This window comes from Hominiventricola sp., assembly GCF_057604405.1.
This window is the reverse complement of record NZ_DBLYVB010000005.1, coordinates 1-24,652: the sequence shown is the minus strand read 5'-3', so window position 1 is coordinate 24,652 and position 24,652 is coordinate 1. Positions and strand designations below refer to the sequence as shown.

Below are 24,652 nucleotides of genomic sequence, written 5' to 3'. Positions count from 1 at the left end.
TCTTGAAAAGTTAGCGGTTTCTTATGATAAAAACAAGAAAAGGCAAGGATGCTATGATGTTATCAGTGCAACCAATATGATAGCTGTTGGTATGGATGTTGATCGTTTAGGACTTATGTCAGTCGTAGGTCAGCCAAAGCAGAACTCTGAATATATTCAGGCGACAAGTCGTGTGGGGCGACAGCATCCTGGAATTATTTTTACTGTTTACAATCCCTACAGGCCAAGAGATTTGTCTAACTATGAGAATTTTGTTGGTTTCCATTCACAGATGTATAGATACGTAGAAGGAACTACTGCAACGCCATTTGCGGCTAGGGCAAGAGATAGAGTATTACATGCATTGGTAGTTTCTTTGTTAAGATTACAGGTTGAGCAGATGGCTGATAATGGAGGGGCATCAAATATTAATGATATCTCTGATGAACAGATTAAAGATATAAAAAACAAGATACTTGGCCGTGTCAGGACAATTGCGCCATCATCTTATGCAGATACCGAGAAGGAAATGGATGAGTTTATCAATACTTGGAAGAGCATAGCAAAAGATGAAAAGTTATTTTATTTTATTCCAGCAGTAGCAGATGACAAGAGGCGGTTGCTTGCATATTATGGCGAATATTATAGAGACAAAGAAAAGCCAACATTAAATTCTATGCGTGATGTTGAGCAATCATCAACAGTATTTTATTGGGAGGGTGTCTGATGAATTTTTATAAAAAATTGGGTGATGTTCGTCCGAATCAGTTAATAACTACATATGGACCAGGCTCGATAATGGATGCTGTAAATGATTCATTGACAGTTTTAGATATTGAGTACTGGGATGCTAATAATATTGGAAAAGAAATTAGAGATGCAAGATTGGCTAGTTATATGAATGTTCGCCGATTTTTTATGCCAAAGACTGGTGGAAAGGAGGATATTCCGGTTATTTCGTTTCCATACTACCATGTATGTTCAAAGGGATCATGTAAATTCTTATTTGATATGAGAGATTACTTTGATATTGACCAGTACAAGAATAATCAAGGTGAAGTGAGATGTCCTAAGTGTGGATTCCCAGCATATCCTTCGAGATTTATAACAGTGTGCGAAGATGGACATATGGATGATTTCCCTTGGCGATGGTGGGTACATTATGGAGAAACAAGTTGTAAAGAGGATTTATATTTAAAATCTATGGGAAATACGTCATCGTTGGCAGAGTTATTGGTTGAATGTAAATGTGGTTCGAAACGAGTAATGTCTGGAGCAATGCAAAAGGAGAAGTTTGTAGGATTATGCTGTTCTGGAAACCATCCACATAGACCAGGTGCTAAGACAAAGATTTGTAAAAAGAGTGTAATACCTAGTCAGCGAGGTGCATCTAATGTATACTTTCCAGTCACGAGAAATGCGATATCAATTCCCCCTTGGACAAATCCTATTAATGATATTATGGGGGCGCAAAGAGCAACTATTGAAACACTAGTAGAGGCTATGGGTGAAGAGAAAGGTCTTTCGTTTGCTTATCAGAAATATTTTGGAGATAAATATTCTTATGAAGACTTTAAGGCTGCTTACGATAGATTAAGGCAAAATATCAAAGAGTTTACTGAACTTAAAGAAATGGAGTATGCGGCCATTGCACATCATGAGGATGTTGAGTATCAGCACGATGTTAAATATTTCAAAGCAGAAGAAGTGACTTTGAGTGAAAGCTTAAAAGAGTATATTTCTAGAATTATTAAAATACATAGATTACGCGAAGTGCGAGTTTTGACCGGCTTTACAAGATTGGAAGCACCAGAACCAGAAGTGGATGAGCAGTCACATATCGTAAAGTTGAAGTGCTCTTCGGGAGAAAAATGGCTTCCGGCAGTTGAAATCAATGGTGAAGGTGTATTTATCGAATTAAGTAGAAAAAAATTGAATCAGTGGATGCAGATAGAGACTGTGAAATCTCGTTCTGATAAATACATGGAATGCTATGCAGCATATTGTCAGAAAAAAGGATGGGAGAATTTTAAACCAAGAAATGCAGAGTATGTGTTGTTACATACACTTTCTCATATGTTGATTAAAGAAATGTCTATGCAGTCTGGATATTCGTCATCTGCATTACATGAGCGCATTTATAGCAGTGGAAATATGTGTGGAATACTGATTTATACAGGTGCGGCAGATAAGGAAGGTTCATTGGGCGGACTTGTTGGACTTGGTGGAATGAATAAGTTTTTACCGCTGTTAAAGGGTGCACTAGAGAATGGTTTAACTTGTACAACAGATCCAGAATGCTTTATGAAGAATCCGACAAGTGAAAGGTTAAATGGAGCTGCCTGTCATTCTTGTACTATGATTTCAGAAACTGCATGTGAAAATGGTAACCGATTGCTTGATAGAGCGTTAGTTGTGCCGGTACCGGAGCATGAAGAAATGGGATATTTCAGGGAATTGGTGAGAGATTTATGTGGAATACAAGTGTAAAAATCGAATATATTGCAGGAATGATTGTAGATGCACTTGAAAATTACTCTGTTAATAGAGAAAATGAACAGTTTTATCATGTGATTAATGAGCTTAGGAGTCATTTTACTAACTGTTCAGAAGAAGAGATAACAGATATAATCAGCCTTTGTATGAGGATGTATTCATCAAAGAAAATTGAACACGCAGAACTAGTTCTTACTGCACCAGATTCATTTCGGGTGAAAACATTAAGAATCAAAGATACAATGCGTAAGCTGATAGAAAATGCAGAAAAGAGTCTTACTATAACTGGTTATTCAATCTCAGATTATTTTGCTGAAATGTTGGATGTTATTATTAAGAAAAGCCAGCAAGGAGTGTATGTTCGCTTGTATGTGAATGATATTGAAAAGCAGAAGGAAGCACTTGGTAGACTAATGTCATATCGTTCACGATTTTTACAGGTATATGAGTATCAAAAACAAGAAGATGACAAGATGGCAGCATTGCATGCGAAACTTATTGTATCAGATGTAAAGAAATCACTGGTGTCGTCAGCTAATCTTTCATATCACGGAATGCAAGGAAATATTGAAATGGGATTCTTGATTGAATCCCATGATAAGGCAAAGCAGATAGAGGAAGTTATGAAAGAAATGGTAAGGATGAAGGTATTTTATTACTTGAAAAATTAGTCATATCTATAACAGGGGTTAATATATGGATAGTTGGTGCAATATACTAGACGAAGACAAGTTAAAACTAAATGTTAATTTCGCGGCAATGTTTGTTTTAAATTTTGAGTGTCTTAAGGATTATATTGTAAGTCAAATAAGAAATTTATATTTAGATAGTATTCATTTTGAAGAAGGAAAAATAATATACAAAGAATCGAAACAGTATAAAGAGCAGGTTCGGACATTGGACAAAAATATTGAAAATGCATCATTGAAATGGTTTATTCAGGAAGGAGCAATAACTCAAGATGATTTTGAAATCTATCAAAAAATTAGAAAGAGAAGAAATGATATTATACATGAATTTCTAAAAAATCTTGATGAAGGTTTTTCGGATAATGATGGGATGCTTTTCAATAAAATGCTTACAATATATGCAAAGATAGATAAATGGTGGATTAATGAGATTGAAATTCCAACATCTGTAGAAGAAGTTCCAGTAGATTATGACAGAGATGATGTGTGTGGCGGACAAGCAATTGTATTGTCAATAATCAATTCTATTATACTTGAAAATAAGGGGAATGAATATAAAGAAGTACTTGCACAGATAATGAAAGCGCGAAATAAAAAATAAGAATAAAATCTATTTAATAGAATATTACATAAGAAGTTTAGAAGATAGATGTACAGGGGAAAGCGTATTATGAAAATACCAGAGTTAAAGAAGAGTAGTAGAAATAGAGAGTATAAATTATATACGCCGGAACAGCGTTTTGAAGTTGTTAAGGGATATATTTTTGATGGACTTTCACACAGGCAGATAGACGAAGAAATTTTAGGTTTAGATCGGGAGTATTCTAGGGGGTATCAGGCGATGGGGATACTTCATTATTTAGGTATAACAGGTGCTTTCAAAGGATTATTTAAAGATTTGTTGTTAGAGGATGTTATACTGGAATTAGAGAATAGGGCAGATGCAAGCTATGACGATTTAATAACGATTTTGTTACGGACAGAAGGAAACGAGATATAGAATAAAAAGATAGTCAAATCTGTAGAAAAATGTATGGCGTGTGAACTAAAATTTATAAAAAGATATAAAGAAAATATAATGGAATTATTTAATAAAAGTATTCTTCCAACAGCAGGCGAACTATTCGCAGAAAATGAAAAAGTTCGATTATGTGTGATTCAGGAGAGGGAAAGGGAAGAGTATTTGGCGGTTTCTTATGAACATAGCTTTATGAAGTCTGCTTTTAAGAATAATGAATTTACAGAAGATCTGTGGAATAATTTTCTTAGTGATAAGATGTTTGTTTGTACGGTATTTGATTGGTTGACAGGTGGTTATGTAGGATATTGTGCTATCAAGAATTTGAATAAGCCGGATTGGGAACTTGGAATAGAACTAAAGAAAAAATGGTGCCATAAGGGGTATGGAACAGAAGCAGTATCTTTGTTCTTGAAAAAGGTGGCAACCCTTACGGGTAAGCGATTTTTCAGGGCAAGGGTAGATATAGAAAATGTTGCGTCACAGGCTATGATGAGAAAATTAGGAGCGTATCCTAATGGTGTTAGCGAGTTTCTGCTTCATGGACAGCTTTTAGAAGAATTTAAGAGTGAGAACATAGATAAAATAGATGACAATATTCGAAATATTGCATGTGAATTTAAAATGACACCGGAAGATATTTTAGGATATGTTCTGGAGTATCGAATTGATGCGGAGAAATTATGAAATGATAATTTCTGAAAAAGATGAAGATATTTATGCAGTTGGCAGAGTGGCGCAAAGCCAGTTGGGGTATTTGGAAACCATAGATTACATACGTCATCCATCATATGGCAGGAAAACTGAATGTGTGGATGGAATTTTATCAATTTAAAATGGGCGTAAAAGCAATCGTAAAAATTTACGATTGTTTTTGCGAACGATTCCGGTTACTAAATAAAGAAAAATGGTGTTATTTTATAAATGTAACGTAAAAAGAGTTACATTTATAAAAATGATTGGAAGGATTCATTCGGAAGGAAGTTAAATGGAATTGATATCCTTCCGAATAATATTGATATTTATCGGAATAATATCAAAAATTTGCAGAGAAAACAGCGCTTCGCACAGTCTTTTGAGAAAATGGTACAGATGGCAATGAAAGATGCAGAAGGGATAAGCGGATATGAACATACAGATATTTGGTACGAAGAAATGCAATGACACGAAGAAAGCAGAGCGATTTTTCAAAGAGCGGGGGATTAAGTACCAGTTTATTGATATGAAGGAAAAGGGTATGAGTAAGGGAGAATTTAATTCCGTTGCTCAGGTAAATGGCGGTCTGGAAAATATGATCAACTGGGAAGGAAAGGACAAGGATTTGCTCGCGCTCATTAAATACACGGTAGAGGAAGACAAGCTTGCAAAAGTACTGGAAAATCCACAGGTTTTGAAAACTCCGGTAGTGAGAAATGGAAAGCAGTCGACACTAGGATATCAGCCGGATATCTGGAAAAGCTGGAATTAATTATTTATAAATGGTCAAAAAAACAATCGTAAATATTTGCGATTGCTTTTTGAATACGCGATAAATAAAAATGGGGAAAATAAAAGATAGCCAGGACTTTCCAGGCGGATTAATCTTGAACGTTTTGCAGCAGGAAAAGTCAGAAGCAGAAAATATCCTAATCGAGAATAGGCGAGCTTTTCAAGGAGATTGTATTCATATCAGAGATGGATTTGAAATGTCTGAATTAATGTCCGAATTAGTGTCCGAATCAATGTCCGAAAGGCGTTTAAAACCACTTCCAATAGGATTTTCTGATTATATACGTACACAGTCGGAATATTACTACGTGGACAGATATTGCTGATCAAAGAATTTCTGGCTCAAAATCACTGGTATCTTTATTTATCATAGCCAGAAGATTTGAAAATTGAACATTTTTCGACAGAATCTATATGTTAAAATGAATATAACATGTGGATTGAAGGGCGGTGTCGAAATGAATGAGTATAGAGCAATAGTTGATGGGATTTTAGAGTTTTTGAAAGATAAAGAATCAGCAAGAATTGGATAAGAAAATAATATATAGTATAGAATCACTAAAAGATTGATTTTCGATTGTTGAAGAAATATAGGGATAAGCAAATGAAGAATTTTTTGGGTTGGATAAAAAGTAAAAAATTAACAGGAGTATCAACACCATTTTTTGGAATATCTTGGGATGATAGGAAAAAGGCAGAACGAAAATTTAATGCAGATCATAAGTTACAAGTTTTTATCAGCTCGATATGTAATGACAGGGGAAAGTATGATAAAGTTCGTAAAATACTTAAGCAAGAAATAGAGGCAACGGGATTGGCACAAGTTTATTTATTTAGTAATGGACCGAGAACAACTTCTGCCATTAATGATTATATATGGAATGTAGAAGATTCAGATTTATGTATTTTTATTATAGACAATAAGGATGGGGTTACAAAAGGAGTACAGAATGAAATAGATGCAGCAAACAGAAATAATATAAAGTCTATTTATTATTTTTGCAGTCAATTTTCACATGAAAAGACGCAGTTACAAATTAGTCTTACAGGTCCGGGAAAACCTAAGTATAATGAAGTGGAAAGTTTTGAGGAATTGATAGAGAAAGGGACTCAAAATCTTATTGATGAGATTATAGCTACATATCATAATTACTGCAAAGGGCGACTTAGAGAATATAATGGTGAGATAGAAATATCTTCAATGGGAGTGGACATAGTAGCTTCTGAAAAAGTAGATGAAAGATTTTTGCCTAAAGTTTCATTAAATAATATTGATAAAAGCTGTATGTATATAATTTCCAAAACTATTGAGATTAATAGTAGAGATATGTCAGAGTCGGAATTAAAAACTTCGGTATTGGATGATTGCGAACTGAATTTTTTGAAGATACTTATGGGCGAACAACCTATATTATCTTTTTCAGCGGATACTTTTTTTGAGGAATTGCAAAAACTTCAAGATCCGGAGCATTTAATGATTGTTAAGCTTAGATGGAATGCTATATTAGCTTTTTTTAAAGATGATATTGATTCTTGTATAATTGAATTGGAAAAAGCGTATGAGGAAGCAGAGTCGAAGAAGGTTTCTACGTGGATTTTACAAGATATTTTAATTGATATACGCAATATAAGAATTTTAAAAGGAAATATTGCTAATAAATATTTTTTAGAGGCACAAGATAAACTTGATAAATTTGATGAGCAGTTTCATTATCCTATGCTTGACAGAATAAATGTTACAATCAGGGAAAAGTATATAAAAGGCTTATATACGAAGAAAATAGATTCACCTTATACAGTGTATTTTGGAGGTGATTATACAGAGTATGGACAGTTGTTTGCCAGTGCATTTTTGATTGCAATGTATAATGGGTCATTAACGCATATTCGTTTATTTTTTGATAGATTAAAGGAATTTATGTTTTATTTCACTGAAAAATACAGTGATTGGGCAAGCCGAAAAAATTTAATAAAATATGCGATTGTATCTGCCAGTGAAAAAGAAATTGAACAAATTGTTAATGCATATCCCGAAATTCTTAATTCTTTATGCGCAGAGGATGCAGAAGAGATTATGCGTTTTTCTGAAGTGTTGCCAATTGCGAATGAAAAAATAGTAGCAAAGATAAAAGCTTTTGGAGTAGTGGGATATTACTTAACAGATGAAGTATTTGCCGAATATGAGAAGGAAATAGTAGATACAATATTTGATAATTTTAATCAAGATAATGTTTCACATTTATTGGGTGGAATTGTGTTTAAAAACCTGAAAAAAGTTACTGTGCGAATGAGTTCGGATCGGTTGATTGAAATTTGTTTGTTAGTAATGAAAAAAGGTTATTCATCCTGGTATCGTGATATGTTTAGATTCATAGAACGTATAGATTTAACTTTGGTTACAGAAGAACTGCGTAAAAGATTAATTCTGGCTTTTGAAGAATTGTTATATGAAGAAAAGGGAAAAAATTTCCTTCTGGATGGAATTTTGATCCATATTAGAAACTGTGATAGATGTAACACAGAACGACTAGACAGTATACTCAAAGAAAAATATCCACAATATTATGATGATTTATATTTGCTTAATACATGTGGAGAAAATAAACAGTTCTATTTAAATTATATTACGAAACTAGAAAACTCTATACAAAAAAGAAATGAAACTCAAGGAAAGGGTGGAGTGTATTCTGGTTATGCACAAAGTAATTATGATTTTTTATTAGTATTGCTAGGAAAATATGTGATGCCTGATGATAATACAATAAAAGATCTTTTGCAGTTGGCGAAACATACCATATGTGAATCTCAAGAATCAGTAACAACAAAAATTGATGCTGTTAAGTTCATTATTATGTTATTAGGAAAAAGAACTGATTTGTGCAATTATTTTAAAACAGATATTGATGAAATATTTGAAAAAAGAGACCGATTGGATAAAAGTGATCTCTGGAATTTTTCAAATGTTGAACCTATTGCGTTGGAATTTGGAATTGTTTTGCTGAAAAGTATGGTTTCGGAAGAGGATGAATACTATGAATTGATAAAAATTATTGCACTCGTTGATGATAACACTGCAACAAAGATATCTATAGTGAACATGTTAAAAAATTTTTATGAGCAGAAAAATAATAAATTATCATCACGAATTGAAACAGCGTTACTTTCAAATGTATTACAATGGTTAGGAGATTCTAATATTGATATTAGATGGAATGCATGTAATATTTTATTTGAATTAAGCCAAAGATTGATAAAGCCAGAATTAGTAGCTAATAAGCTTATTGACTTAATGGAGCATGATTGCGGATACATTAAAATATTGATAATAAAAAACCTTGCAGACATTCATATTAGTGATGCGGCGAAAAAGGAAATATTTAGAAAGGCTGATAATGACTCAAATTATCTGGTCAGAATAAAGTCGAAACAATATTGGATTGATACATTGTAAGATGTAGGCTGAAAGGATTATTTGAAAAAGAATGGCATTTGTGTATGTGTCTAAGCGTACATCATACAGACCTGGCCGGTTGGTTCTGAAAGGAATTGACCGGCCAGGTTTTATCTTGTAATTTTTTAATATTTGTGTTATTTTAAAAATGTAACATAAAAAAAGTTACATTTTTAAAATGGTGATTAAAATGAAAGAGTTTTTGGAAAAGGTACTACGACAAAATGTAACAATAGAAAAAGATGAAGATATCTACAAAAAACTGCCGTTGGCGTACCGGGGAAGATATGACATATTTAAAGTTACAACGAATGGCTTGTTGTGGATTGGCATTTATCCCAAAAGTGAAACTGGGTTGGTTATGCTTAGGAAGGATAGAGCTAAAGTAGAAAAGGAAGCGGGACTAAACTGTGCAATTTTCTTTGAGCGTACGACATTTTATATAAAAGAGAAATTGATGGAAGAAGGAATTCCATTTGTAATAGAAAATAAGCAGGTGTATCTTCCGTTTATTGGCTATTTAATTAGCAATGAAGGTGAGAAGAAATTGCCGCCGGTTCATTTGATTTCATTTCTAACGCAGAAATTACTTTTTGTGGCAATTTATGAAAAATGGAATGAGGTAAAGGTATCGGAAGCAGCAAAAAGACTATCTGTATCAAAAATGTCGGTAAGCAGATGTTTTGATGAATTAGAGTATTTAAATATTGATGTGTTAAGCATGAAAGGAAAATCCCGGGTAATCAGTGAACCGAACGATTTGAAACTATTTTGGAATCAAAATAAGAATACTTTGAGAAATCCAGTGATTCGAAGGTTTATCCTTAGTGACAACATCAAATTTGAAAAAAGAGCGGGGATTTCTGCTCTGTGCGAGTATTCACTTTTATCTGATAACGCTTATCCAACTTATGCAGTAACGAAGAAAGAGATAAAAGATAGTGGTATAAAAATAACGCGCCAGGTGGGAATAGAAGAAAAAATCGGTTGTGCTGTTTTGGAACTTGGCTATTTTATTGATTTCGATGGGAAAGGTACACAGGATCCATTAAGTATTGCATTATCAATAACATCGGATGAAAGAAATGACGAAAGAGTAAACATTTCGGTGAATGAGATGTTGGAGGAATATGTATGGTCAAGGGGCTAGACACATTTAGCAGATATTTCGAGGATTATAAAGATCAGTATGTTTTGATTGGCGGGGCAGCCTGTGATATTATATTTGAGAGCAATGATGTTATTTTCAGAGCGACAAGAGATTTGGATATGGTTTTGATTGTAGAGGCTTTGACGCCACAGTTTGGTGAAAAATTTTGGAACTTCATAGTAGACGGCAAGTATAGAAATAAAGTGACAAATGGAGGAAAGCCTCAATTTTACAGATTTGATAAACCCGAAGATGAATCGTATCCGAAAATGATTGAGTTGTTCTGTAGGACAGACTTTGAGTTGAAAGATGCAGAAGGAATTACACCAATTCATATTGATGATGAAATCTCCAGTTTATCAGCGATTCTTTTAGATGAAGCTTATTATAAAACTCTCCTTGCGGGAAAGGTTATAAGAAATAATCTGTCGGTTCTTCAACCGGAGTATATTATTCTTTTCAAAGCAAAAGCGTATCTTGATTTAAAAACGCGAAAGGAAACTGGAGAAATAGTTGACTCCAGTGACATCAAAAAGCATAAAAAAGATATTTTACGTATTGCAGTAGAGCTTATGTTGAAGCATGTAATGGACTTGCCTGAAACAGTGGCTGCAGATATAGGAATATTTATTGATTCATTGGAGCAGGAGCCATTTGATCAAAATTCGTTGAAACTATACGGTTTGAAGAATGATGAGGTCGTGAATTTGTTGAAAGAGATTTTTGAAGATTAAGGTATAATCATGCAAATATACATTGACGCAGATGCCTGTCCGGTGGTAGGCATCGTAGAGAAAATAGCAGAGAGATACAGAATCCCGGTCACCCTGCTTTGTGATACCAATCATGTATTACATTCGAATTACAGCGAAGTGATCATCGTAGGTGCCGGGGCGGATGCAGTGGATTACAAATTGATTGGCATTTGCCACAGGGGAGATATTGTGGTATCCCAGGATTATGGCGTGGCAGCCATGGCCCTTGGGAAAGGAGCCTATGCCATTCATCAGTCTGGCAGATGGTATACCAATGAGAACATTGATCAGATGTTGATGGAAAGGCATTTGAATGGAAAAGCGAGAAGGGGATCTCACAAGAATCACATCAAAGGACCGAAAAAGCGCACGAAAGAGGACGATGAGCGCTTTGCACAGTCTTTTGAGAAAATGGTACAGATGGCGATAAATAAAAATGGGGCAAAAGATGACGAACATAGCAAAGCCAATTATTAAGCAGATTAAAGACAATCGGGAAGCGTTGGACTTTTTTGAAAATATATTGCTGCCTGCAGAGGATGAGAAGACACAGGAAATCATTGCGAATTTTCCAACGGTTTATATTCACAATTGGCAGGACTCCGGAGATTTTGAGGTCTATGTTGGAGAGTCGAATGACATTTTCAAACGGACACGTCAGCATTATGATGCGGCTGTAGATAAATCAAAATGGCAAAGAAAGCTGATGGAAAAGGATGCGAGGCTTTTCATTATAGGGCATGAGCATTTCAATAAATCGCTGACCATGGATATTGAAAATCGTCTGATGCATTATATGATGAGTGCAGAGCGCGTAAAGCATGTGCACAATCTACGGGACAATCCGCAGACCAGTTATTATCCAGTGGAAGAACTGGATGAGATATTTGGCAGGATCTGGCGGGGACTTCGGAAGGAAAATAAGGAGCTATTTCCGACAGAGAGTGCAATCAAGGATTCCGCGATTTATAAAGCATCGCCACTTCATAAGCTGACCAAAGAGCAGAAAGATGCGAGAGAACTGATTCTCCAGAAGGTTTCAAAGGCACTTGAAAATGGCGAGATCGGGCAGCTGATTTTCATAGACGGTGAGGCCGGAACTGGTAAGACGGTTTTGAACAGCAGTACCTTTTATGAACTGTATTGCCAGGCAGAGGAAGAAGAGAAGACGCTGAAATGCTATTTGTTGGTAAATCATGATGAGCAGATCACGGTATATGAGCAGATTGCGGAGAAGCTTGGTTTAACTGCGAAGTATGGAAAAGTCGTGAGCAAGCCGACGACATTTATCAATAATCATTCGGAAGATGATCCGGTGGACGTGGTTTTTGTCGATGAGGCGCATTTGCTTCTGACACAGGGTAAACAGTCCTATCATGGGGAAAATCAGTTAAAGGATATTATTGCCAGGGCGCGGGTAACGGTGGTGATGTTTGATGAAAATCAGATCCTTACCACAGAACAGTTCTGGGAGGCACAGATTCTGGAACATTACAGAAATCAGGCGAAGACGGCGGAAAATCACATTGTGCTGGATAAGCAGCTCCGTATGCAGGCGGACCCGGTAACCATGGACTGGATTGATTCCTTCACAAAGAAGGGGCAGTTAAAGGAAATCCCGCATACAGTGGATGGTTATCAGATCAAGGTGTTTGACGATCCGGAAATGCTGGATCTGGAAATTCAGAAAAAGGCAAAAGAGAAAGATTCTGCTTTGTCTCGTGTGCTTGCAACTTATGACTGGGAATATAGTCAGAAACGGAAACCCGATGATCGATTAAGAGCATATTGGGAAGTGGTCATTGGAAAATGGCACAAGCCATGGAATCGAGAGCTAGCTGCGGAACTTTCCAGAAAGGAAAAGCGGAAGATCAGTGGCCTGGCATGGGCGGAGCAGCCGCAGACGATCAATGAAGTCGGTTCTACATTTACTATTCAAGGATTTGATCTGAATTATGCGGGTGTGATACTGGGACCATCTGTGAAATATCGGAATGGAAAGATTATATTTGCTCCATCGGAAAGCCACAATAATAAGGCAATTCGAAACAGAACGTTGTCAGATGGAACAAAACAAAAATTTGGAGAAATGTTAATTCAGCACGAAGTGCGGGTACTTATGACCCGTGGCGTGAACGGCATGTACATTTACGCTTGCGATCCAGAATTACGGGCAGCCTTGCTGAAAGCAGCAAAATAAAGGAGAAGGTATGAAACAGGAAACCATAGACAGAATCAGAAAATTTACAGAAGACAGAGATTGGGATCAGTTCCACTCACCGGCGAATCTTGCAAAATCCATTGTGATTGAGGCAGCCGAGCTTCTGGAGTGTTTTCAATGGTCTGATGAAGAATATGATTTGCAGCATGTGAAAGAAGAACTGGCAGACGTCATGGTCTACAGTCAGAATCTGTTGGACAAGCTTGGGCTGGATGCGGATGAGATCATTAACATGAAGATGTCACAGAACGAGGCGAAATATCCGGTCGAAAAAGCAAAAGGCAGTGCTGCCAAATACGATCAGCTGTAAAAATAAGAAACGGGCCTTTATAATCTTGTTTTTATGACAGGAGCGTTATATTTTTGCATGATATGCAAATTTTTAATTAGATTTTAAGTATTCTATGGTACACTAATATAATATATCAAAAATGGGAGGAAGACTCAAACATGAACAAAAAAGAAGGAAAAGGATTAAAGTCTTTTAACAAGGGATTCCAAGTGCCTGATACTTACATTATCATCTTTTTAGTAGTTGTTATCGCAGCACTTCTGACATTTCTTGTTCCAAAGGGATTTTACGAAACACAGGATATTTCATATATGATCAATGGTGTTGAGAAAACTCGTACAGTAATCAAAGACGGAAGTTTCCAGTATCTGACAGATGATGCAGGAAATGTAGTAACAGAAGGAGTAGCACTCTTTAGTGGAGATGGTGGAACAGGATTCTTTAACTATATGTATAACGGAATCGTAAATAGTTCTGCAATCGAGATTATCGCATTCCTTATGGTAGTAGGTGGTGCATTCGGTATCATGATCCGTACAGGTGCGATTGAATCCGGATTGATCGGATTGATCCGTAAGGCAAAGGGAGCAGAAAAACTACTGATTCCGGTGCTTTTCGTACTGTTTTCTCTTGGTGGAGCAGTTTTTGGAATGGGAGAAGAAGCACTTCCGTTTACTATGATTCTTTGTCCGCTGTTTGTAGCAGTTGGATATGATTCAGTGATTGCAGTTCTTGTTACTTATGTTGCAACACAGATTGGTTTTGGTTCATCCTGGATGAATCCATTCTCTGTAGGTATTGCACAGGGTATTGCAGGTATTGACGTATTCTCCGGAGCAGGATTCCGTATGGTAATGTGGGTAGTATTTACAGCACTCGGCTGCGGAATGACGATGTTCTATGCATCAAAGATCAAGAAAAATCCGACAATCTCTATCGCATATAAGACGGATGCATATTTCCGTGAACAAAATGAAAAAACAGGAATTGACGAAGGACATTCATTTGGTCTCGGACACATTTTAGTTCTTCTGACACTGGTTGCTACAGTAGTATGGGTAGTTTGGGGAGTCATGATCCAAGGATACTACATGCCAGAGATTGCTACACAGTTCTTCATTATGGGAATTGTTTCCGGTGTGATTGGAGTTATCTTTAGACTGAACGATATGAAACTGAATGATATTGCAACATCATTCAAAGATGGAGCAAAAGACCTGATCGGTGCTGCACTTGTTGTTGCTATGGCACAGGGTATCATGCAGGTTCTTGGTGGGTCTGATCCGACAACACCTACAGTTATCAATACAATCATGTATAATATTTCAAATACACTGTCTGGAGTTTCCGGAGCAGTTGCAGCAGTACTTATGTATCTGTTCCAGTCCGTATTCAACTTCTTCGTTGTATCCGGAACAGGACAGGCTGCGATCACAATGCCGATCATGGCTCCACTGTCAGACCTGTTAGGCGTTTCACGCCAGACAGCTGTAGTTGCATTCCAGCTTGGTGATGCATTTACAAACCTGATTGTTCCTACATCCGGATGTCTGATCGGATCTCTTGCGATTGCAAAGATTGAGTGGTCTAACTGGATTAAATTCATGTGGAAATTCCTTGGCGTCTTAATGATTGGTGCAATCATTACAGTTCTTATTGCAGTTGGAATTGGATTCTAAAACATGCATTTGAACGCAGATTGCGAAGCGACTGCGTTCATGAGCAAGTAGCGAAGCGGATTGCGAATGTCCGCTTTACAATTGGGAGTGATTTATGATGAAATTAATTCAGAATATTGATGTTTATGCTCCACAGCATCTGGGGAAAAAAGATGTGCTTACAATCAATGATAAGATTGTTAAGATTAAAGATGCAGGTTCCATATCCGCAGACGGATTTCTTTCTGAGGCAGAAATGATCAATGGAGAGGGGCTAATTTTAACCCCGGGATTCATTGATAGTCATGTGCATGTACTCGGAGGCGGTGGCGAAGGTGGATTCGCCAATCGTACTCCGGAAGCAACGATGGAAGGACTTACGAAGTTTGGAGTAACAACAGTTGTTGGCTGCCTTGGAACAGATGGAATTGGTCGTGATATGTGTGCACTGGTTGCAAAGACAAAAGGATTGAATGAGCAGGGAATGACTGCATACTGTTATACGGGCAGTTATCAGATTCCGGTTCGCACGTTGACTGACAGTATTGTGAAAGATATTATGATGATTCAGGAAATCATTGGAACTGGAGAAATTGCGATCTCTGATCATCGTTCTTCACAGCCGACTTTTGAGGAATTTACACGTGTCATTGCGGATACAAGACTTGGTGGTGTTCTTTCCGGGAAAGCTGGTATTGTAAATGTTCATCTTGGCGACAGTCCGAGATGCTTAGATCTTATTGAACGAGTAGTAGATGAGACAGAGATACCAGCTTCTCAAATATTGCCAACACATATCAATCGAAATGAGATGCTTTTCTGCAAGTCGCTTGAGTATGCACTGAAAGGCGGAGCAGTAGACTTTACCGGAAATGAGGATATTGACTATTGGGAAACTATCTGTGATGAGGTACGTGTATGTAATGGGATCAAACGGATGTTAGATGCGGGAGTAAATCCCGACCGCATGACAATTTCTTCTGATGGACAGGGAAGCCTTCCGATGTACAGTAGTGATGGCGAATTCCTTGGAATGGGCGTTGGACAGTCCAGCTGCCTCCTGAAGGAAGTAAAGGAATGTGTATTTAAAACAAAAATTCCTTTAGAAATAGCTATTTCTACAATTACATCTAATCCGGCAGATATTCTTCGTCTCAAAGGAAAAGGCAAGGTTGAAGAAGGCTATGATGCTGATCTTTGTATTCTTGACGCGGAACTTCAGCTTGTTGAAGTAATTGCAAAAGGGAATACAGTTTATACAAAATAAAGCATATTTGTGATAATCCAAAACTTAGAAAGTAAATCGGAAGTGACTCCGATTTGCCCTCTGTATTAAAACTGGAATAGTTTGTATGGGCGTATCATAATATAATATAAATACTTGACGTACAGAAAACTGTACAGTATAATAAAAGTACAGAAAACCGTACATTATATTATGGAGGTGATGATATGTTGGCAGTTAATTATACGAATTTGCGTGATAATATGAAAACTTACATGGATAAAGTTACTGATGATTATGAAACAGTGATTGTAACACGAAAAGATAATAAAAATGTTGTTATGCTGTCTGAAGAAGCATATAACAATTTGATGGAAAATGTCTATGTAATGGGAAATAAAGCTAACTATGATTGGCTGATGGAATCTAAAGCACAGCTTGAAAAGGGAAAGTTTTCTACACATGATCTTATAGAGGTATCTGCTGATGAATAAAGTTTTCACTGACAATGGCTGGAAGGACTATGTTTACTGGCAGACAGAGGACAGGAAAACATTAAAAAAGATAAACAATTTAATAGAAGATATATGTAGAAATGGTAATGAAGGAATTGGAAAGCCTGAATCGTTAGTTGGAAATTTAACAGGTTATTGGAGCAGGCGAATAAACGATAAAGAAAGACTTATATACAAGATTGATGATGAAAATGTGTATATTATAGCTTGTAGATACCATTATAGTGATACGTAAATCATAAGCACCAACAGAGCAAAATCTGAAGGTGCTTATTTTATGTCCTACTGCTGTAGAACTTGTTGAAGCAGGAATTGAGAGAGCCAGGTGTCTATAACTCTATAAGTTATTTTCTATAGATATCCGCTGATAGTAGGTATCTATGATATCCTGTAAAGTAATCGTATTCATTTTTTCTTCGGCAGTCTTTTGAATTTCATTATAAAATCCCTGCAAAGATAACTGAATGTTAATGCCAACGCCACAATCTGGATTGGTATGAGTATCTAAATGAAGCAATGGTTTATCACCTTCAACTGCTTTATAAATATCCAGCAATGTAATCTGATCTGCTGGTTTTGAAAGAGAAGGACGGGCATGTCCCGCTACACTGGTCATAAGTCCCGCTTTTTTAAGTTTTAACATAAGCTGGCGTACAAAGCCGGGATTCGTATGGACACTTTCTGCAATTGAGGCACTGGAGAGGGATTTTTCCTGATTGATAGCAATCAGAACCATCACATGAACAGTATCACTTAATTTCGTTGAGTATTTCATGATAAGAAACTCCTTGTAGTATGATATAATAATTTTATTTTCACATTTTTTAATGTTTTGACGATTGTAAATAATATAATTACAACTATAATAGGGGTTAAAGGAAAAGTCAATACAGCCCTTGTATAAACATTGATTATTACATGATATTATAAATATTCACAAAGGAGAACGTATGGAATACAAAAATCAAACAGAAAATCGTGCATTTTAGGAAATGTTACAGGCAGCAGTAAAACGGCTGCAAAATCGTTCTGGAGAGGATCTTGCTGCAAAAAGTGGGGCTGTTTATCCGGTAACAGTTGGAGAAATTTTGCTGCAAAAATTATCGGAAGCATTTTCTTCCCTCTGATCATGAATCAGAAAACTTTCCAGTCCGGCTTTGATAAATTTGTCAATGGTTGTCTGAATCTGTTTCCAGTCATTACAGTGATTGCGGAGCATCAGTCTGTTGATGGAAAGACAGCCATTCATTTGAAAATAAAAAACCGATTCTGCCTGCTCAAAGGTCAGGAGGCTGTGTGACATAAGCCAGGTCACATAGCCTTCTTTTGTATTTTCTGCTATTTTTTCCAGAAGAATGGAAGCAATTGTATCATCCAGAAACAGAGATCTGTATTTTGTTTCCATCTGAATCTTTTGGCAGAAGGGATAGGAACAGTTTTTCTGGTTTGGGCAAAATAAGTGTTCTACCGTTGTTTTCATATCCTGTGTTATATCATTTAAAATATCTTCCAACACGTCATGGATATCGTAATAATGCAGATAAAAAGTACCTCTGTTTATTTCAGAAATTTTACAGATTTCAGTAACCGTGATTTTTGTGAAATTTTTCTGTTTTAATAATTCTAAAAAAGTTTCCTTTATGCTTTGCCTGGTATATCTGGTACGGCGGTCTTGCTTGCTTGTTTTTTCCGACATAATGGCCTCCATTGAATGTATGCTTTCCAATGTATCATTTCTCAACAGTTTTTCTGATGTGTTGAGTAACCATACAAATCTCACAGACTGATTATTGTAATTCATATAGTAACAACTATAATGAGGTTTAAAGAAAAAGTCAACAGATTGTTCAGAAATTTAGGAGGAAAAATATGGGACATGTAATTGCTGTATCAGGAAAAGGCGGTGTAGGGAAAACAACCCTTTGTGGATTGTTGATTCAATATTTATGTGAAAATGGAAAACATCCGGTTTTAGCTGTAGATGCAGATGCAAATGCGAATCTGAATGAAGTGCTCGGCGTTGAACCGGAGATTACACTCGGAGAATTGAGAGAAGAGATTGAACGTGCAGGAGTTGATCCACGATATCAGATTCCGGCAGGAATGACAAAACAGGCATATCTGGAAATGCGTCTTTCTGATGCGATTGCAGAAGAAGACGATTATGATTTGATGGTAATGGGGCGAACCCAGGGACAGGGCTGCTATTGTTTTGTAAATGGTCTTGTGCAGACCCAGGTTCAGAAACTGCAAAGCCATTATCCATATATTGTGGTTGATAACGAAGCAGGTATGGAACATATCAGCAGAGGAATCCTGCCAATGATGGAAGTTGCGATTCTTGTAAGTGACTGTTCCAGAAGAGGTGTTCAGGCAGCCGGGCGTATAGCAAAGCTGATGAAGGAGTTAAACTTTAAACCACAGAAAACTGGATTAATCGTGAATCGTGTTCCAGATGGAAAACTGGATGCCGGAACTCTGGAAGAAATCCGAAATCAGGGACTGGAACTGTTAGGAGTTGTACCACATGATGACCAGGTATATCAGTATGACTGTGATGGAAAGCCGATCGTACGGCTTCCGAAAGATTCTCCTGTAAGAAGTGCACTGGAAGAAATTGTAAAGAAGTTAGGATTGTAAGTTGGAGGATTGAAAGTTTGAAGATTGAGTAAACAGAAATAGTATCTGATTTGGTATAACCAATTGCAAAGAAAGGAAAATCTTCATGAAAAATAATTGGACAGAAATAGAAAAATATTTAGAAGACCAGAAGATAGCACAGGAACTGATTGGAGAACTGAGAGATTTTCACATGCGTTATGAGGTGGAGGATCAAGTAAAGGAACGGATAGAAAAACCGGATATCCTATTCTATGGGAAAAAGATTCTGGAAATGTCAATAGCAGCGCTTCTTCAGGGAGATAACCTGTTACTTTCCGGTGCGAAAGCTACAGGAAAAAATGTACTATGTGAGACACTGGCATGGATATTCGGAAGACCGGAATACGACATTTCTTTTCACGTAAATACAGACAGTGCCGATCTGATTGGAACGGATACCTTTATAAATAATGAAGTTCGCCTTCGGAAAGGTCCCATCTACCAATGTGCGGAATTTGGAGGATTTGGAATCCTGGACGAAATCAATATGGCAAAAAATGATGCGGTTTCTGTACTGCATGCCACACTGGATCATCGGCGCAGAATCGATATTCCAGGATATAACAGGATTTTACTTCATCCGGCAACACGATTTATCGGCACGATGAATTATGGTTACGCAGGTACCAGAGAGTTAAATGAAGCATTGGTTTCAAGGTTTATGGTAATTGATATGCCTGAAATGGATGAGGATAGTGTCCTTTTTGTATTAAGACAACATTTTCCAGAGGGGAAAAAAAGTGCATTGAAAGCTTTTGCAGGACTGTTTCTGGATTTGCAGATCAAAGCTTATCATGGAGAAATCTCAACAAAATCTCTCGACCTGAGAGGATTGGTTTCTGCTGTAAAGGCAACAAGAAGCGGACTTTCTCCAATTGAAGCAATCCAGATGGGGATCATAAATAAAAGTTTTGATGTATTTGAAAAAGAGATCGTAGAAGATGTGGTTTCTACCAGAATCCCATCTTCCTGGACCGGAAAAGACATATGGGGGTAAACTTGTATGGAGGATGTCAGATGGCCGGCGGAACAACTGGAAGAACATCGTCTGGAGATCAGCAATCGTATCAGAAATCTTTTTTGGACAGTCAGTGGTGATTATGATATGGAATTTGAACCGGACACAGAAAAATATGATTATTCAAAACAAACGGTTCTGTATGAGGCAGTGAAGCAGGGTGCCTTTGCACGATATTTTGATCAGAAGAAACTTGGCATGTATTTGATGAAAAAATTACATTTTTCTGCTGGAGAAGATATGCTTTTGCCTCTTGCTGGATTATGCATGGATGCTGCAGTGAATCGGTTTATCATTCGAGAACGTTTGGGAACAAAAGAAATCAGAGAACAGGCATTCAGAGAATTGGAAAAGGCCGAAGAAGAGCAGGTATCAGACAAAGCCGGAACAGACCTGATTCACAGGATCAGGCTTCTGTATATAAGGCATGTTCTGGAGAACACAGACGATAAGGGAATGGATCCACAGGCAGAGATTGCATTGTACAAGATTCTATCTCTGAAGGATGCGGAAAATACGGAAGATGTCATAAACGTGATAGATGAGATTTATAATCATGTTCTGGATCCTTTTTTTGAAAAAAAGAATGGAAATCTGGAGAAGATTCTGAATTTACCGGATATGGCATTGGCCAATGACACGTGGCAGGAATGCATGACGGATGAACAGATGGAAGACATCATTCAAAAATATCTTTCTAATATCAAAAAAAAGATGATGAGTCTGGATATCAGAAACAAAAAGAAAAAAAGATCTTATTTTTCTCCGGAAAAAGAAGAAGTTCCGGAAAGCCCGGAGAATATAAATCCACAGGCAGTGCGACGGATACGGGAATATGTGGAACTGAATTACGGAAAATCGTATTTAAGTGAATCGGAACAGACCAGAGTCAACCGGAAATTTTGTACAGGAATCCACAAAAACTGTAACCTGTATCTTACAGACGGAATTTTACAGAACCCTGTGATAAAAAATAATCAATACCGTTTTGCTCAGCTACAGTTTGAAAAAAATAAAGCCTATTATGGAAAAAATCACTGGATCATCAAAAGAAATATTTCTGTGTTGGCAGAGTCACTGAAACGGGCATTTATAATCCGAAAGGATGATTTTGTCAGCAGATCTGATGCAGGGCAGCTTGTTCCAGAACGGTTATGGAAAATTGGAAGAACAGACGATGACAAGCTATTTAATAGAAAAAAGAGATCAGAAGATTCTGAATTTGTAATAGATGTCCTGATTGATTCCAGTGGTTCCCAGGCTGGTAGACAGGCTCAGGTAGCGGCGCAGGGATATATTATCAGTGAAGCATTAAGTCAGGCAGGAATTCCTCATCGGGTGACAGGATACTGCGCTTTCTGGGGATATACAGTACTTCAGAGATTTCTGGATTATGAAGATCCAAGTGAAACAAATGAAAGAATCTTTCAATTTCGGGCATATGCCAATAACAGAGATGGGCTTGCACTGAAAACAGTCTGTTCCTCTCTCATGGATCGACCGGAAAAAAATAAGATTTTAATCGTATTAAGTGATGGAAACCCCTGTGATATGAGTATACAACGACCAGGAACCCGCCAGCCCAGGATCTATGACGGAGAAGGAGCTGTGAAAGATACTGCATATGAGGTGCGTCGGGCCAGAAATCAGGGGATTTTCGTAATTGGTATTTTTGTAGGGAATGAGGAAGAACTCTCCGTGGAAAAGAGAATCTATGGAAAAGACTTTGCCTATATTCGTAATATCAGCAATTTTTCCCGTATGATAGGAACTTTTTTGCGAAGACAAATTGATATGGAATGAAAATGGAGGAATCACCATGGGTAAAATTGAATTTGCCAATTGCCAGGATGTAAGAAATCAGAAAAGGATACAGGAATTAGATTGTCCACACTGTCATGAACCGGGAGGCATTGAAGCCTTTGTGAAAGACGGGATACTCGCAGAGGACGGAGTATGTGATAACTGCGGATATATTCTTCCGGAAGGAACAGAACTGGAGGAAGTGGAGTAAGAAGCATTTAAGGAGAACGTATGGAATACAAAAATCAAACAGAAAATCGTGCATTTCAGGAAATGTTACAGGCAGCAGTAAAACGGCTGCAAAATCGTTCCGGAGAGGATCTTGCTGCAAAAAGTGGGGCTGTTTTTTATAGCAATCGAAATATGCTTGAGGTACCGAGTTTTCATGAAGCGATTGAAATTCAACTTCCTGAGTTTCGCATTAACTCAAACATGGACGAATGGCATTATCTGACATTGCTGCATTATCTGGACATGGCAGATGGAACAGAAGGCTCACAGAAGCTCATTACTTTTGGTAACCTGAAAGATGGATTGATTCGGGGAACCAAGTTTGACCGGACTGCAGAGCAGAAACTGGAAAAGCTTTTGCAGGACAAAGATCCTGAGAAAATTCAGAAAGCATGTACAAGTCTGGGTGCAGAATTCATAGAGACAAAGGCGGATTTGTGTGCTGTTTTTCCGGTTCTGCCAAGATATCCGGTAACTTTAAAGATATGGTTTGCAGATGAAGAATTTCCTGTATCTGGCAAACTATTTCTTCAGGATCATGCTGATCATTATCTGAGTGTAGAAGATGCGGTAACAGTTGGAGAAATTTTGCTGCAAAAATTATCGGAAGCATTTTCTTCCCTCTGATCATGAATCAGAAAACTTTCCAGTCCGGCTTTGATAAGATTGTTCAGAAATTTAGAAGGAAAAATATGGAACATAGTAAGTTGGAGGATTGAAACTATGAAGATTACAGTATGTGGCAAAGGTGGCTGTGGAAAAAGTACAGTATCAGCACTGCTTGCCAAAGAATTTGAACGAATGGGAAAGACGGTTCTTGTAGCCGATTCTGATGAATCAAATTATGGGCTGCATCGCCAACTTGGCGTAAAGCTTCCAAGGGATTTTACAGAGTTTTTTGGCGGTAAGGAGAAAGCTTTTAAAACAATGATGGCAGGAGAGATTCTTGATACAGTGAAGTTGTCTGCATTTGCAAAAAAGTTCTATTCGGAACCATTTACATTGAATGAGATACCTGAAGAATATATTTCACGAAACAATGGCGTGATGCTTATTTCCAGTGGAAAAATACATCAGGCAAATGAAGGCTGTGCCTGCACAATGAATAGTATTTTAAAGCAATTTATCAAACATCTGACGGTAGGAGATAATGAAGTTGCATTGCTGGATATGGAAGCTGGGGTAGAACATTTTGGACGTGGTGTAGATAACAGTGTAGATTTGATTTTAATGATCGTAGATCCTTCTTTTGAATCATTGAAGCTGACGAAAAAAATCCAACAGCTGGGGGAAAGCATTGGAAAACCTGTATTTTTTGTGTTAAATAAAGTAAATGAACTGGTTTTGCCAACAATGTTGGAGTCTATTGACGATCAGAGTAAGGTGTTGGCAGTTATTTCAACAGATACAGAAATCGCAAGAAAGGGATTGCTTGGAGATGAACTAATGATGGAAATTCCGGAAATTCATACGCTTGCAAGGAAAATTTTGAAGCAATAAATGATATGTTAAGAAAATAGTAAAATATATACAGGAAAAAGGTGAAAAATGGGATTTTTTTCAGGATGTACGGAAGCCAGAAATATGATTTCAATTAAAGAAGTTAAATGTCCGAAATGTAGTGCAGATATGGAAGTGTAAACAGGATAGGCTTGATGCCTGGGGCAGCCTTCGGGTTGCCTTTACATAGTCTCCATTTTCAAAAAATAAAATATTTTGTGTTTTTGAAAGCGACTTCTTGCATATACTATTAGCAGACAGTATAATAAGTACATCGAAGCAGTTTCAAGAAATGAAAAATCTTCGACTTTTGAATAAATGCACACCGAATTCTCGTTACTTCAGTGATGAGTTAGGTGTGCAATTTTTTTGACAGAAAACAGAACGTACGTTTACTTTTAGCGGAACATATGGTATATTATAAATATGGAGAAAAATATATTTATTATTAAAGAAAATGACCTATCATATGGTCGAGGATATGTTTATTCTTTACAGTATC

Annotated in this window: 25 protein-coding genes and 2 pseudogenes; 25 read left to right on the top strand and 2 right to left on the bottom strand. The window is 37.0% G+C overall.

The annotated features are described in order from the left end of the window. Window positions 1–49: 49 nt before the first annotated feature. The 18 genes and pseudogenes from ACZMB2_RS04925 to ACZMB2_RS04840 form a co-directional block, all read left to right on the top strand. Window positions 50–706 (top strand): annotated as a pseudogene (locus ACZMB2_RS04925) (DISARM system helicase DrmA); the annotation flags it as partial. Continuing rightward, window positions 706–2,469 (top strand): DrmB family protein, encoded by a 1,764-nt coding sequence (gene drmB / locus ACZMB2_RS04920; protein ID WP_487595790.1) that lies wholly within the window; start codon window positions 706–708, stop codon window positions 2,467–2,469. The pseudogene ACZMB2_RS04925 and the gene drmB, both read left to right, overlap by 1 nt. Continuing rightward, the gene (locus tag ACZMB2_RS04915) at window positions 2,451–3,146 is read left to right on the top strand and encodes a phospholipase D-like domain-containing protein (protein WP_487595789.1); all 696 of its coding nucleotides are present in this window, start codon (window positions 2,451–2,453) and stop codon (window positions 3,144–3,146) included. Before drmB ends, ACZMB2_RS04915 begins: the two co-directional genes overlap by 19 nt. A gap of 25 nt (window positions 3,147–3,171) precedes the next feature. Then, window positions 3,172–3,765, top strand: a complete 594-nt coding sequence (locus ACZMB2_RS04910; protein WP_487595788.1) for a hypothetical protein — start codon at window positions 3,172–3,174, stop codon at window positions 3,763–3,765. A gap of 69 nt (window positions 3,766–3,834) precedes the next feature. Further along, the gene (locus ACZMB2_RS04905; protein WP_487595787.1) at window positions 3,835–4,164 is read left to right on the top strand and encodes a hypothetical protein; all 330 of its coding nucleotides are present in this window, start codon (window positions 3,835–3,837) and stop codon (window positions 4,162–4,164) included. Window positions 4,165–4,197: 33 nt separating this feature from the next. After that, complete coding sequence (locus tag ACZMB2_RS04900; RefSeq protein WP_487595786.1) at window positions 4,198–4,869, top strand: GNAT family N-acetyltransferase; 672 nt, start codon at window positions 4,198–4,200, stop codon at window positions 4,867–4,869. Between the two features lies 1 nt (window position 4,870). After that, entirely contained in the window at window positions 4,871–5,017 is a 147-nt protein-coding gene (locus ACZMB2_RS04895; protein ID WP_487595785.1) for a hypothetical protein, read from the top strand. Window positions 5,018–5,308: 291 nt separating this feature from the next. After that, complete coding sequence (locus tag ACZMB2_RS04890) at window positions 5,309–5,650, top strand: arsenate reductase family protein (protein ID WP_487595784.1); 342 nt, start codon at window positions 5,309–5,311, stop codon at window positions 5,648–5,650. Between the two features lie 624 nt (window positions 5,651–6,274). Beyond that, window positions 6,275–9,121, top strand: a complete 2,847-nt coding sequence (locus ACZMB2_RS04885) for a carbohydrate-binding protein (RefSeq protein WP_487595783.1) — start codon at window positions 6,275–6,277, stop codon at window positions 9,119–9,121. Window positions 9,122–9,299: 178 nt separating this feature from the next. Beyond that, the gene (locus ACZMB2_RS04880; RefSeq protein ID WP_487595782.1) at window positions 9,300–10,271 is read left to right on the top strand and encodes a hypothetical protein; all 972 of its coding nucleotides are present in this window, start codon (window positions 9,300–9,302) and stop codon (window positions 10,269–10,271) included. Beyond that, window positions 10,256–11,005, top strand: a complete 750-nt coding sequence (locus ACZMB2_RS04875) for a hypothetical protein (RefSeq protein ID WP_487595781.1) — start codon at window positions 10,256–10,258, stop codon at window positions 11,003–11,005. Before ACZMB2_RS04880 ends, ACZMB2_RS04875 begins: the two co-directional genes overlap by 16 nt. A 9-nt stretch (window positions 11,006–11,014) precedes the next feature. Then, window positions 11,015–11,503 (top strand): YaiI/YqxD family protein, encoded by a 489-nt coding sequence (locus tag ACZMB2_RS04870; RefSeq protein ID WP_487595780.1) that lies wholly within the window; start codon window positions 11,015–11,017, stop codon window positions 11,501–11,503. Further along, window positions 11,475–13,226 carry a DUF2075 domain-containing protein gene (locus tag ACZMB2_RS04865; RefSeq protein WP_487595779.1) on the top strand — a complete coding sequence of 584 codons (1,752 nt, stop codon included), beginning with the start codon at window positions 11,475–11,477 and terminating at the stop codon, window positions 13,224–13,226. Before ACZMB2_RS04870 ends, ACZMB2_RS04865 begins: the two co-directional genes overlap by 29 nt. Before the next feature lie 10 nt (window positions 13,227–13,236). Continuing rightward, on the top strand, window positions 13,237–13,557 hold the full coding sequence (locus ACZMB2_RS04860) for a nucleotide pyrophosphohydrolase (protein ID WP_118771435.1): 321 nt from the start codon (window positions 13,237–13,239) through the stop codon (window positions 13,555–13,557). A gap of 140 nt (window positions 13,558–13,697) precedes the next feature. Continuing rightward, entirely contained in the window at window positions 13,698–15,218 is a 1,521-nt protein-coding gene (yfcC, locus tag ACZMB2_RS04855; protein WP_177970073.1) for a putative basic amino acid antiporter YfcC, read from the top strand. Between the two features lie 97 nt (window positions 15,219–15,315). Continuing rightward, on the top strand, window positions 15,316–16,464 hold the full coding sequence (gene iadA, locus ACZMB2_RS04850) for a beta-aspartyl-peptidase (RefSeq protein WP_487595899.1): 1,149 nt from the start codon (window positions 15,316–15,318) through the stop codon (window positions 16,462–16,464). A gap of 185 nt (window positions 16,465–16,649) precedes the next feature. Then, entirely contained in the window at window positions 16,650–16,916 is a 267-nt protein-coding gene (locus tag ACZMB2_RS04845; RefSeq protein ID WP_487595778.1) for a type II toxin-antitoxin system Phd/YefM family antitoxin, read from the top strand. After that, window positions 16,909–17,172, top strand: coding sequence for a Txe/YoeB family addiction module toxin (locus ACZMB2_RS04840; protein WP_487595777.1), 264 nt, complete (start codon window positions 16,909–16,911; stop codon window positions 17,170–17,172). Before ACZMB2_RS04845 ends, ACZMB2_RS04840 begins: the two co-directional genes overlap by 8 nt. Before the next feature lie 102 nt (window positions 17,173–17,274). Here the strand turns inward: ACZMB2_RS04840 and ACZMB2_RS04835 are convergent, their stop codons facing one another. Next, entirely contained in the window at window positions 17,275–17,712 is a 438-nt protein-coding gene (locus tag ACZMB2_RS04835) for an Rrf2 family transcriptional regulator (RefSeq protein ID WP_118771430.1), read from the bottom strand. Window positions 17,713–18,000: 288 nt separating this feature from the next. After that, a complete protein-coding gene (locus ACZMB2_RS04830; RefSeq protein WP_487595776.1) occupies window positions 18,001–18,342 on the bottom strand; it encodes a hypothetical protein in 342 nt (113 codons plus the stop codon). Between the two features lie 464 nt (window positions 18,343–18,806). Here ACZMB2_RS04830 and ACZMB2_RS04825 point away from each other — a divergent pair, with 464 nt between their 5' ends. The 7 genes and pseudogenes from ACZMB2_RS04825 to ACZMB2_RS04795 form a co-directional block, all read left to right on the top strand. After that, window positions 18,807–19,577, top strand: a complete 771-nt coding sequence (locus ACZMB2_RS04825) for an ATP-binding protein (RefSeq protein ID WP_487595775.1) — start codon at window positions 18,807–18,809, stop codon at window positions 19,575–19,577. Between the two features lie 85 nt (window positions 19,578–19,662). Then, window positions 19,663–20,595, top strand: coding sequence for an AAA family ATPase (locus ACZMB2_RS04820; protein WP_308458603.1), 933 nt, complete (start codon window positions 19,663–19,665; stop codon window positions 20,593–20,595). 6 nt (window positions 20,596–20,601) lie between these two features. Then, complete coding sequence (locus ACZMB2_RS04815) at window positions 20,602–22,419, top strand: cobaltochelatase CobT-related protein (protein WP_487595774.1); 1,818 nt, start codon at window positions 20,602–20,604, stop codon at window positions 22,417–22,419. Window positions 22,420–22,435: 16 nt separating this feature from the next. Beyond that, entirely contained in the window at window positions 22,436–22,630 is a 195-nt protein-coding gene (locus tag ACZMB2_RS04810; RefSeq protein WP_055149523.1) for a hypothetical protein, read from the top strand. A gap of 20 nt (window positions 22,631–22,650) precedes the next feature. Beyond that, on the top strand, window positions 22,651–23,277 hold the full coding sequence (locus ACZMB2_RS04805) for a DUF3786 domain-containing protein (RefSeq protein WP_487595773.1): 627 nt from the start codon (window positions 22,651–22,653) through the stop codon (window positions 23,275–23,277). A 96-nt stretch (window positions 23,278–23,373) separates the two neighbouring features. Continuing rightward, window positions 23,374–24,150, top strand: coding sequence for an ATP-binding protein (locus ACZMB2_RS04800; RefSeq protein ID WP_118771424.1), 777 nt, complete (start codon window positions 23,374–23,376; stop codon window positions 24,148–24,150). A 426-nt stretch (window positions 24,151–24,576) separates the two neighbouring features. After that, window positions 24,577–24,652: pseudogene (locus ACZMB2_RS04795) on the top strand (IS200/IS605 family transposase); the annotation flags it as partial.

What these genes read in the sequence shown, in the direction of transcription:
- ACZMB2_RS04900 (WP_487595786.1), top strand. Translation starts at nt 4,198, where the DNA reads ATGGCGTGTGAACTAAAATTTATAAAAAGATATAAAGAAAATATAATG.
- ACZMB2_RS04860 (WP_118771435.1), top strand. Translation starts at nt 13,237, where the DNA reads ATGAAACAGGAAACCATAGACAGAATCAGAAAATTTACAGAAGACAGA.
- ACZMB2_RS04800 (WP_118771424.1), top strand. Translation starts at nt 23,374, where the DNA reads ATGAAGATTACAGTATGTGGCAAAGGTGGCTGTGGAAAAAGTACAGTA.
- yfcC (WP_177970073.1), top strand. Translation starts at nt 13,698, where the DNA reads ATGAACAAAAAAGAAGGAAAAGGATTAAAGTCTTTTAACAAGGGATTC.
- ACZMB2_RS04805 (WP_487595773.1), top strand. Translation starts at nt 22,651, where the DNA reads ATGGAATACAAAAATCAAACAGAAAATCGTGCATTTCAGGAAATGTTA.
- ACZMB2_RS04880 (WP_487595782.1), top strand. Translation starts at nt 9,300, where the DNA reads ATGGTGATTAAAATGAAAGAGTTTTTGGAAAAGGTACTACGACAAAAT.
- ACZMB2_RS04820 (WP_308458603.1), top strand. Translation starts at nt 19,663, where the DNA reads ATGAAAAATAATTGGACAGAAATAGAAAAATATTTAGAAGACCAGAAG.
- ACZMB2_RS04890 (WP_487595784.1), top strand. Translation starts at nt 5,309, where the DNA reads ATGAACATACAGATATTTGGTACGAAGAAATGCAATGACACGAAGAAA.
- ACZMB2_RS04815 (WP_487595774.1), top strand. Translation starts at nt 20,602, where the DNA reads ATGGAGGATGTCAGATGGCCGGCGGAACAACTGGAAGAACATCGTCTG.
- ACZMB2_RS04875 (WP_487595781.1), top strand. Translation starts at nt 10,256, where the DNA reads ATGGTCAAGGGGCTAGACACATTTAGCAGATATTTCGAGGATTATAAA.
- ACZMB2_RS04830 (WP_487595776.1), bottom strand. Translation starts at nt 18,342, where the DNA reads ATGGAAACAAAATACAGATCTCTGTTTCTGGATGATACAATTGCTTCC.
- iadA (WP_487595899.1), top strand. Translation starts at nt 15,316, where the DNA reads ATGAAATTAATTCAGAATATTGATGTTTATGCTCCACAGCATCTGGGG.
- ACZMB2_RS04885 (WP_487595783.1), top strand. Translation starts at nt 6,275, where the DNA reads ATGAAGAATTTTTTGGGTTGGATAAAAAGTAAAAAATTAACAGGAGTA.
- ACZMB2_RS04870 (WP_487595780.1), top strand. Translation starts at nt 11,015, where the DNA reads ATGCAAATATACATTGACGCAGATGCCTGTCCGGTGGTAGGCATCGTA.
- ACZMB2_RS04840 (WP_487595777.1), top strand. Translation starts at nt 16,909, where the DNA reads ATGAATAAAGTTTTCACTGACAATGGCTGGAAGGACTATGTTTACTGG.
- ACZMB2_RS04865 (WP_487595779.1), top strand. Translation starts at nt 11,475, where the DNA reads ATGACGAACATAGCAAAGCCAATTATTAAGCAGATTAAAGACAATCGG.
- ACZMB2_RS04825 (WP_487595775.1), top strand. Translation starts at nt 18,807, where the DNA reads ATGGGACATGTAATTGCTGTATCAGGAAAAGGCGGTGTAGGGAAAACA.
- ACZMB2_RS04835 (WP_118771430.1), bottom strand. Translation starts at nt 17,712, where the DNA reads ATGAAATACTCAACGAAATTAAGTGATACTGTTCATGTGATGGTTCTG.
- ACZMB2_RS04905 (WP_487595787.1), top strand. Translation starts at nt 3,835, where the DNA reads ATGAAAATACCAGAGTTAAAGAAGAGTAGTAGAAATAGAGAGTATAAA.
- ACZMB2_RS04910 (WP_487595788.1), top strand. Translation starts at nt 3,172, where the DNA reads ATGGATAGTTGGTGCAATATACTAGACGAAGACAAGTTAAAACTAAAT.
- ACZMB2_RS04915 (WP_487595789.1), top strand. Translation starts at nt 2,451, where the DNA reads ATGTGGAATACAAGTGTAAAAATCGAATATATTGCAGGAATGATTGTA.
- ACZMB2_RS04810 (WP_055149523.1), top strand. Translation starts at nt 22,436, where the DNA reads ATGGGTAAAATTGAATTTGCCAATTGCCAGGATGTAAGAAATCAGAAA.
- ACZMB2_RS04895 (WP_487595785.1), top strand. Translation starts at nt 4,871, where the DNA reads ATGATAATTTCTGAAAAAGATGAAGATATTTATGCAGTTGGCAGAGTG.
- ACZMB2_RS04845 (WP_487595778.1), top strand. Translation starts at nt 16,650, where the DNA reads ATGTTGGCAGTTAATTATACGAATTTGCGTGATAATATGAAAACTTAC.
- drmB (WP_487595790.1), top strand. Translation starts at nt 706, where the DNA reads ATGAATTTTTATAAAAAATTGGGTGATGTTCGTCCGAATCAGTTAATA.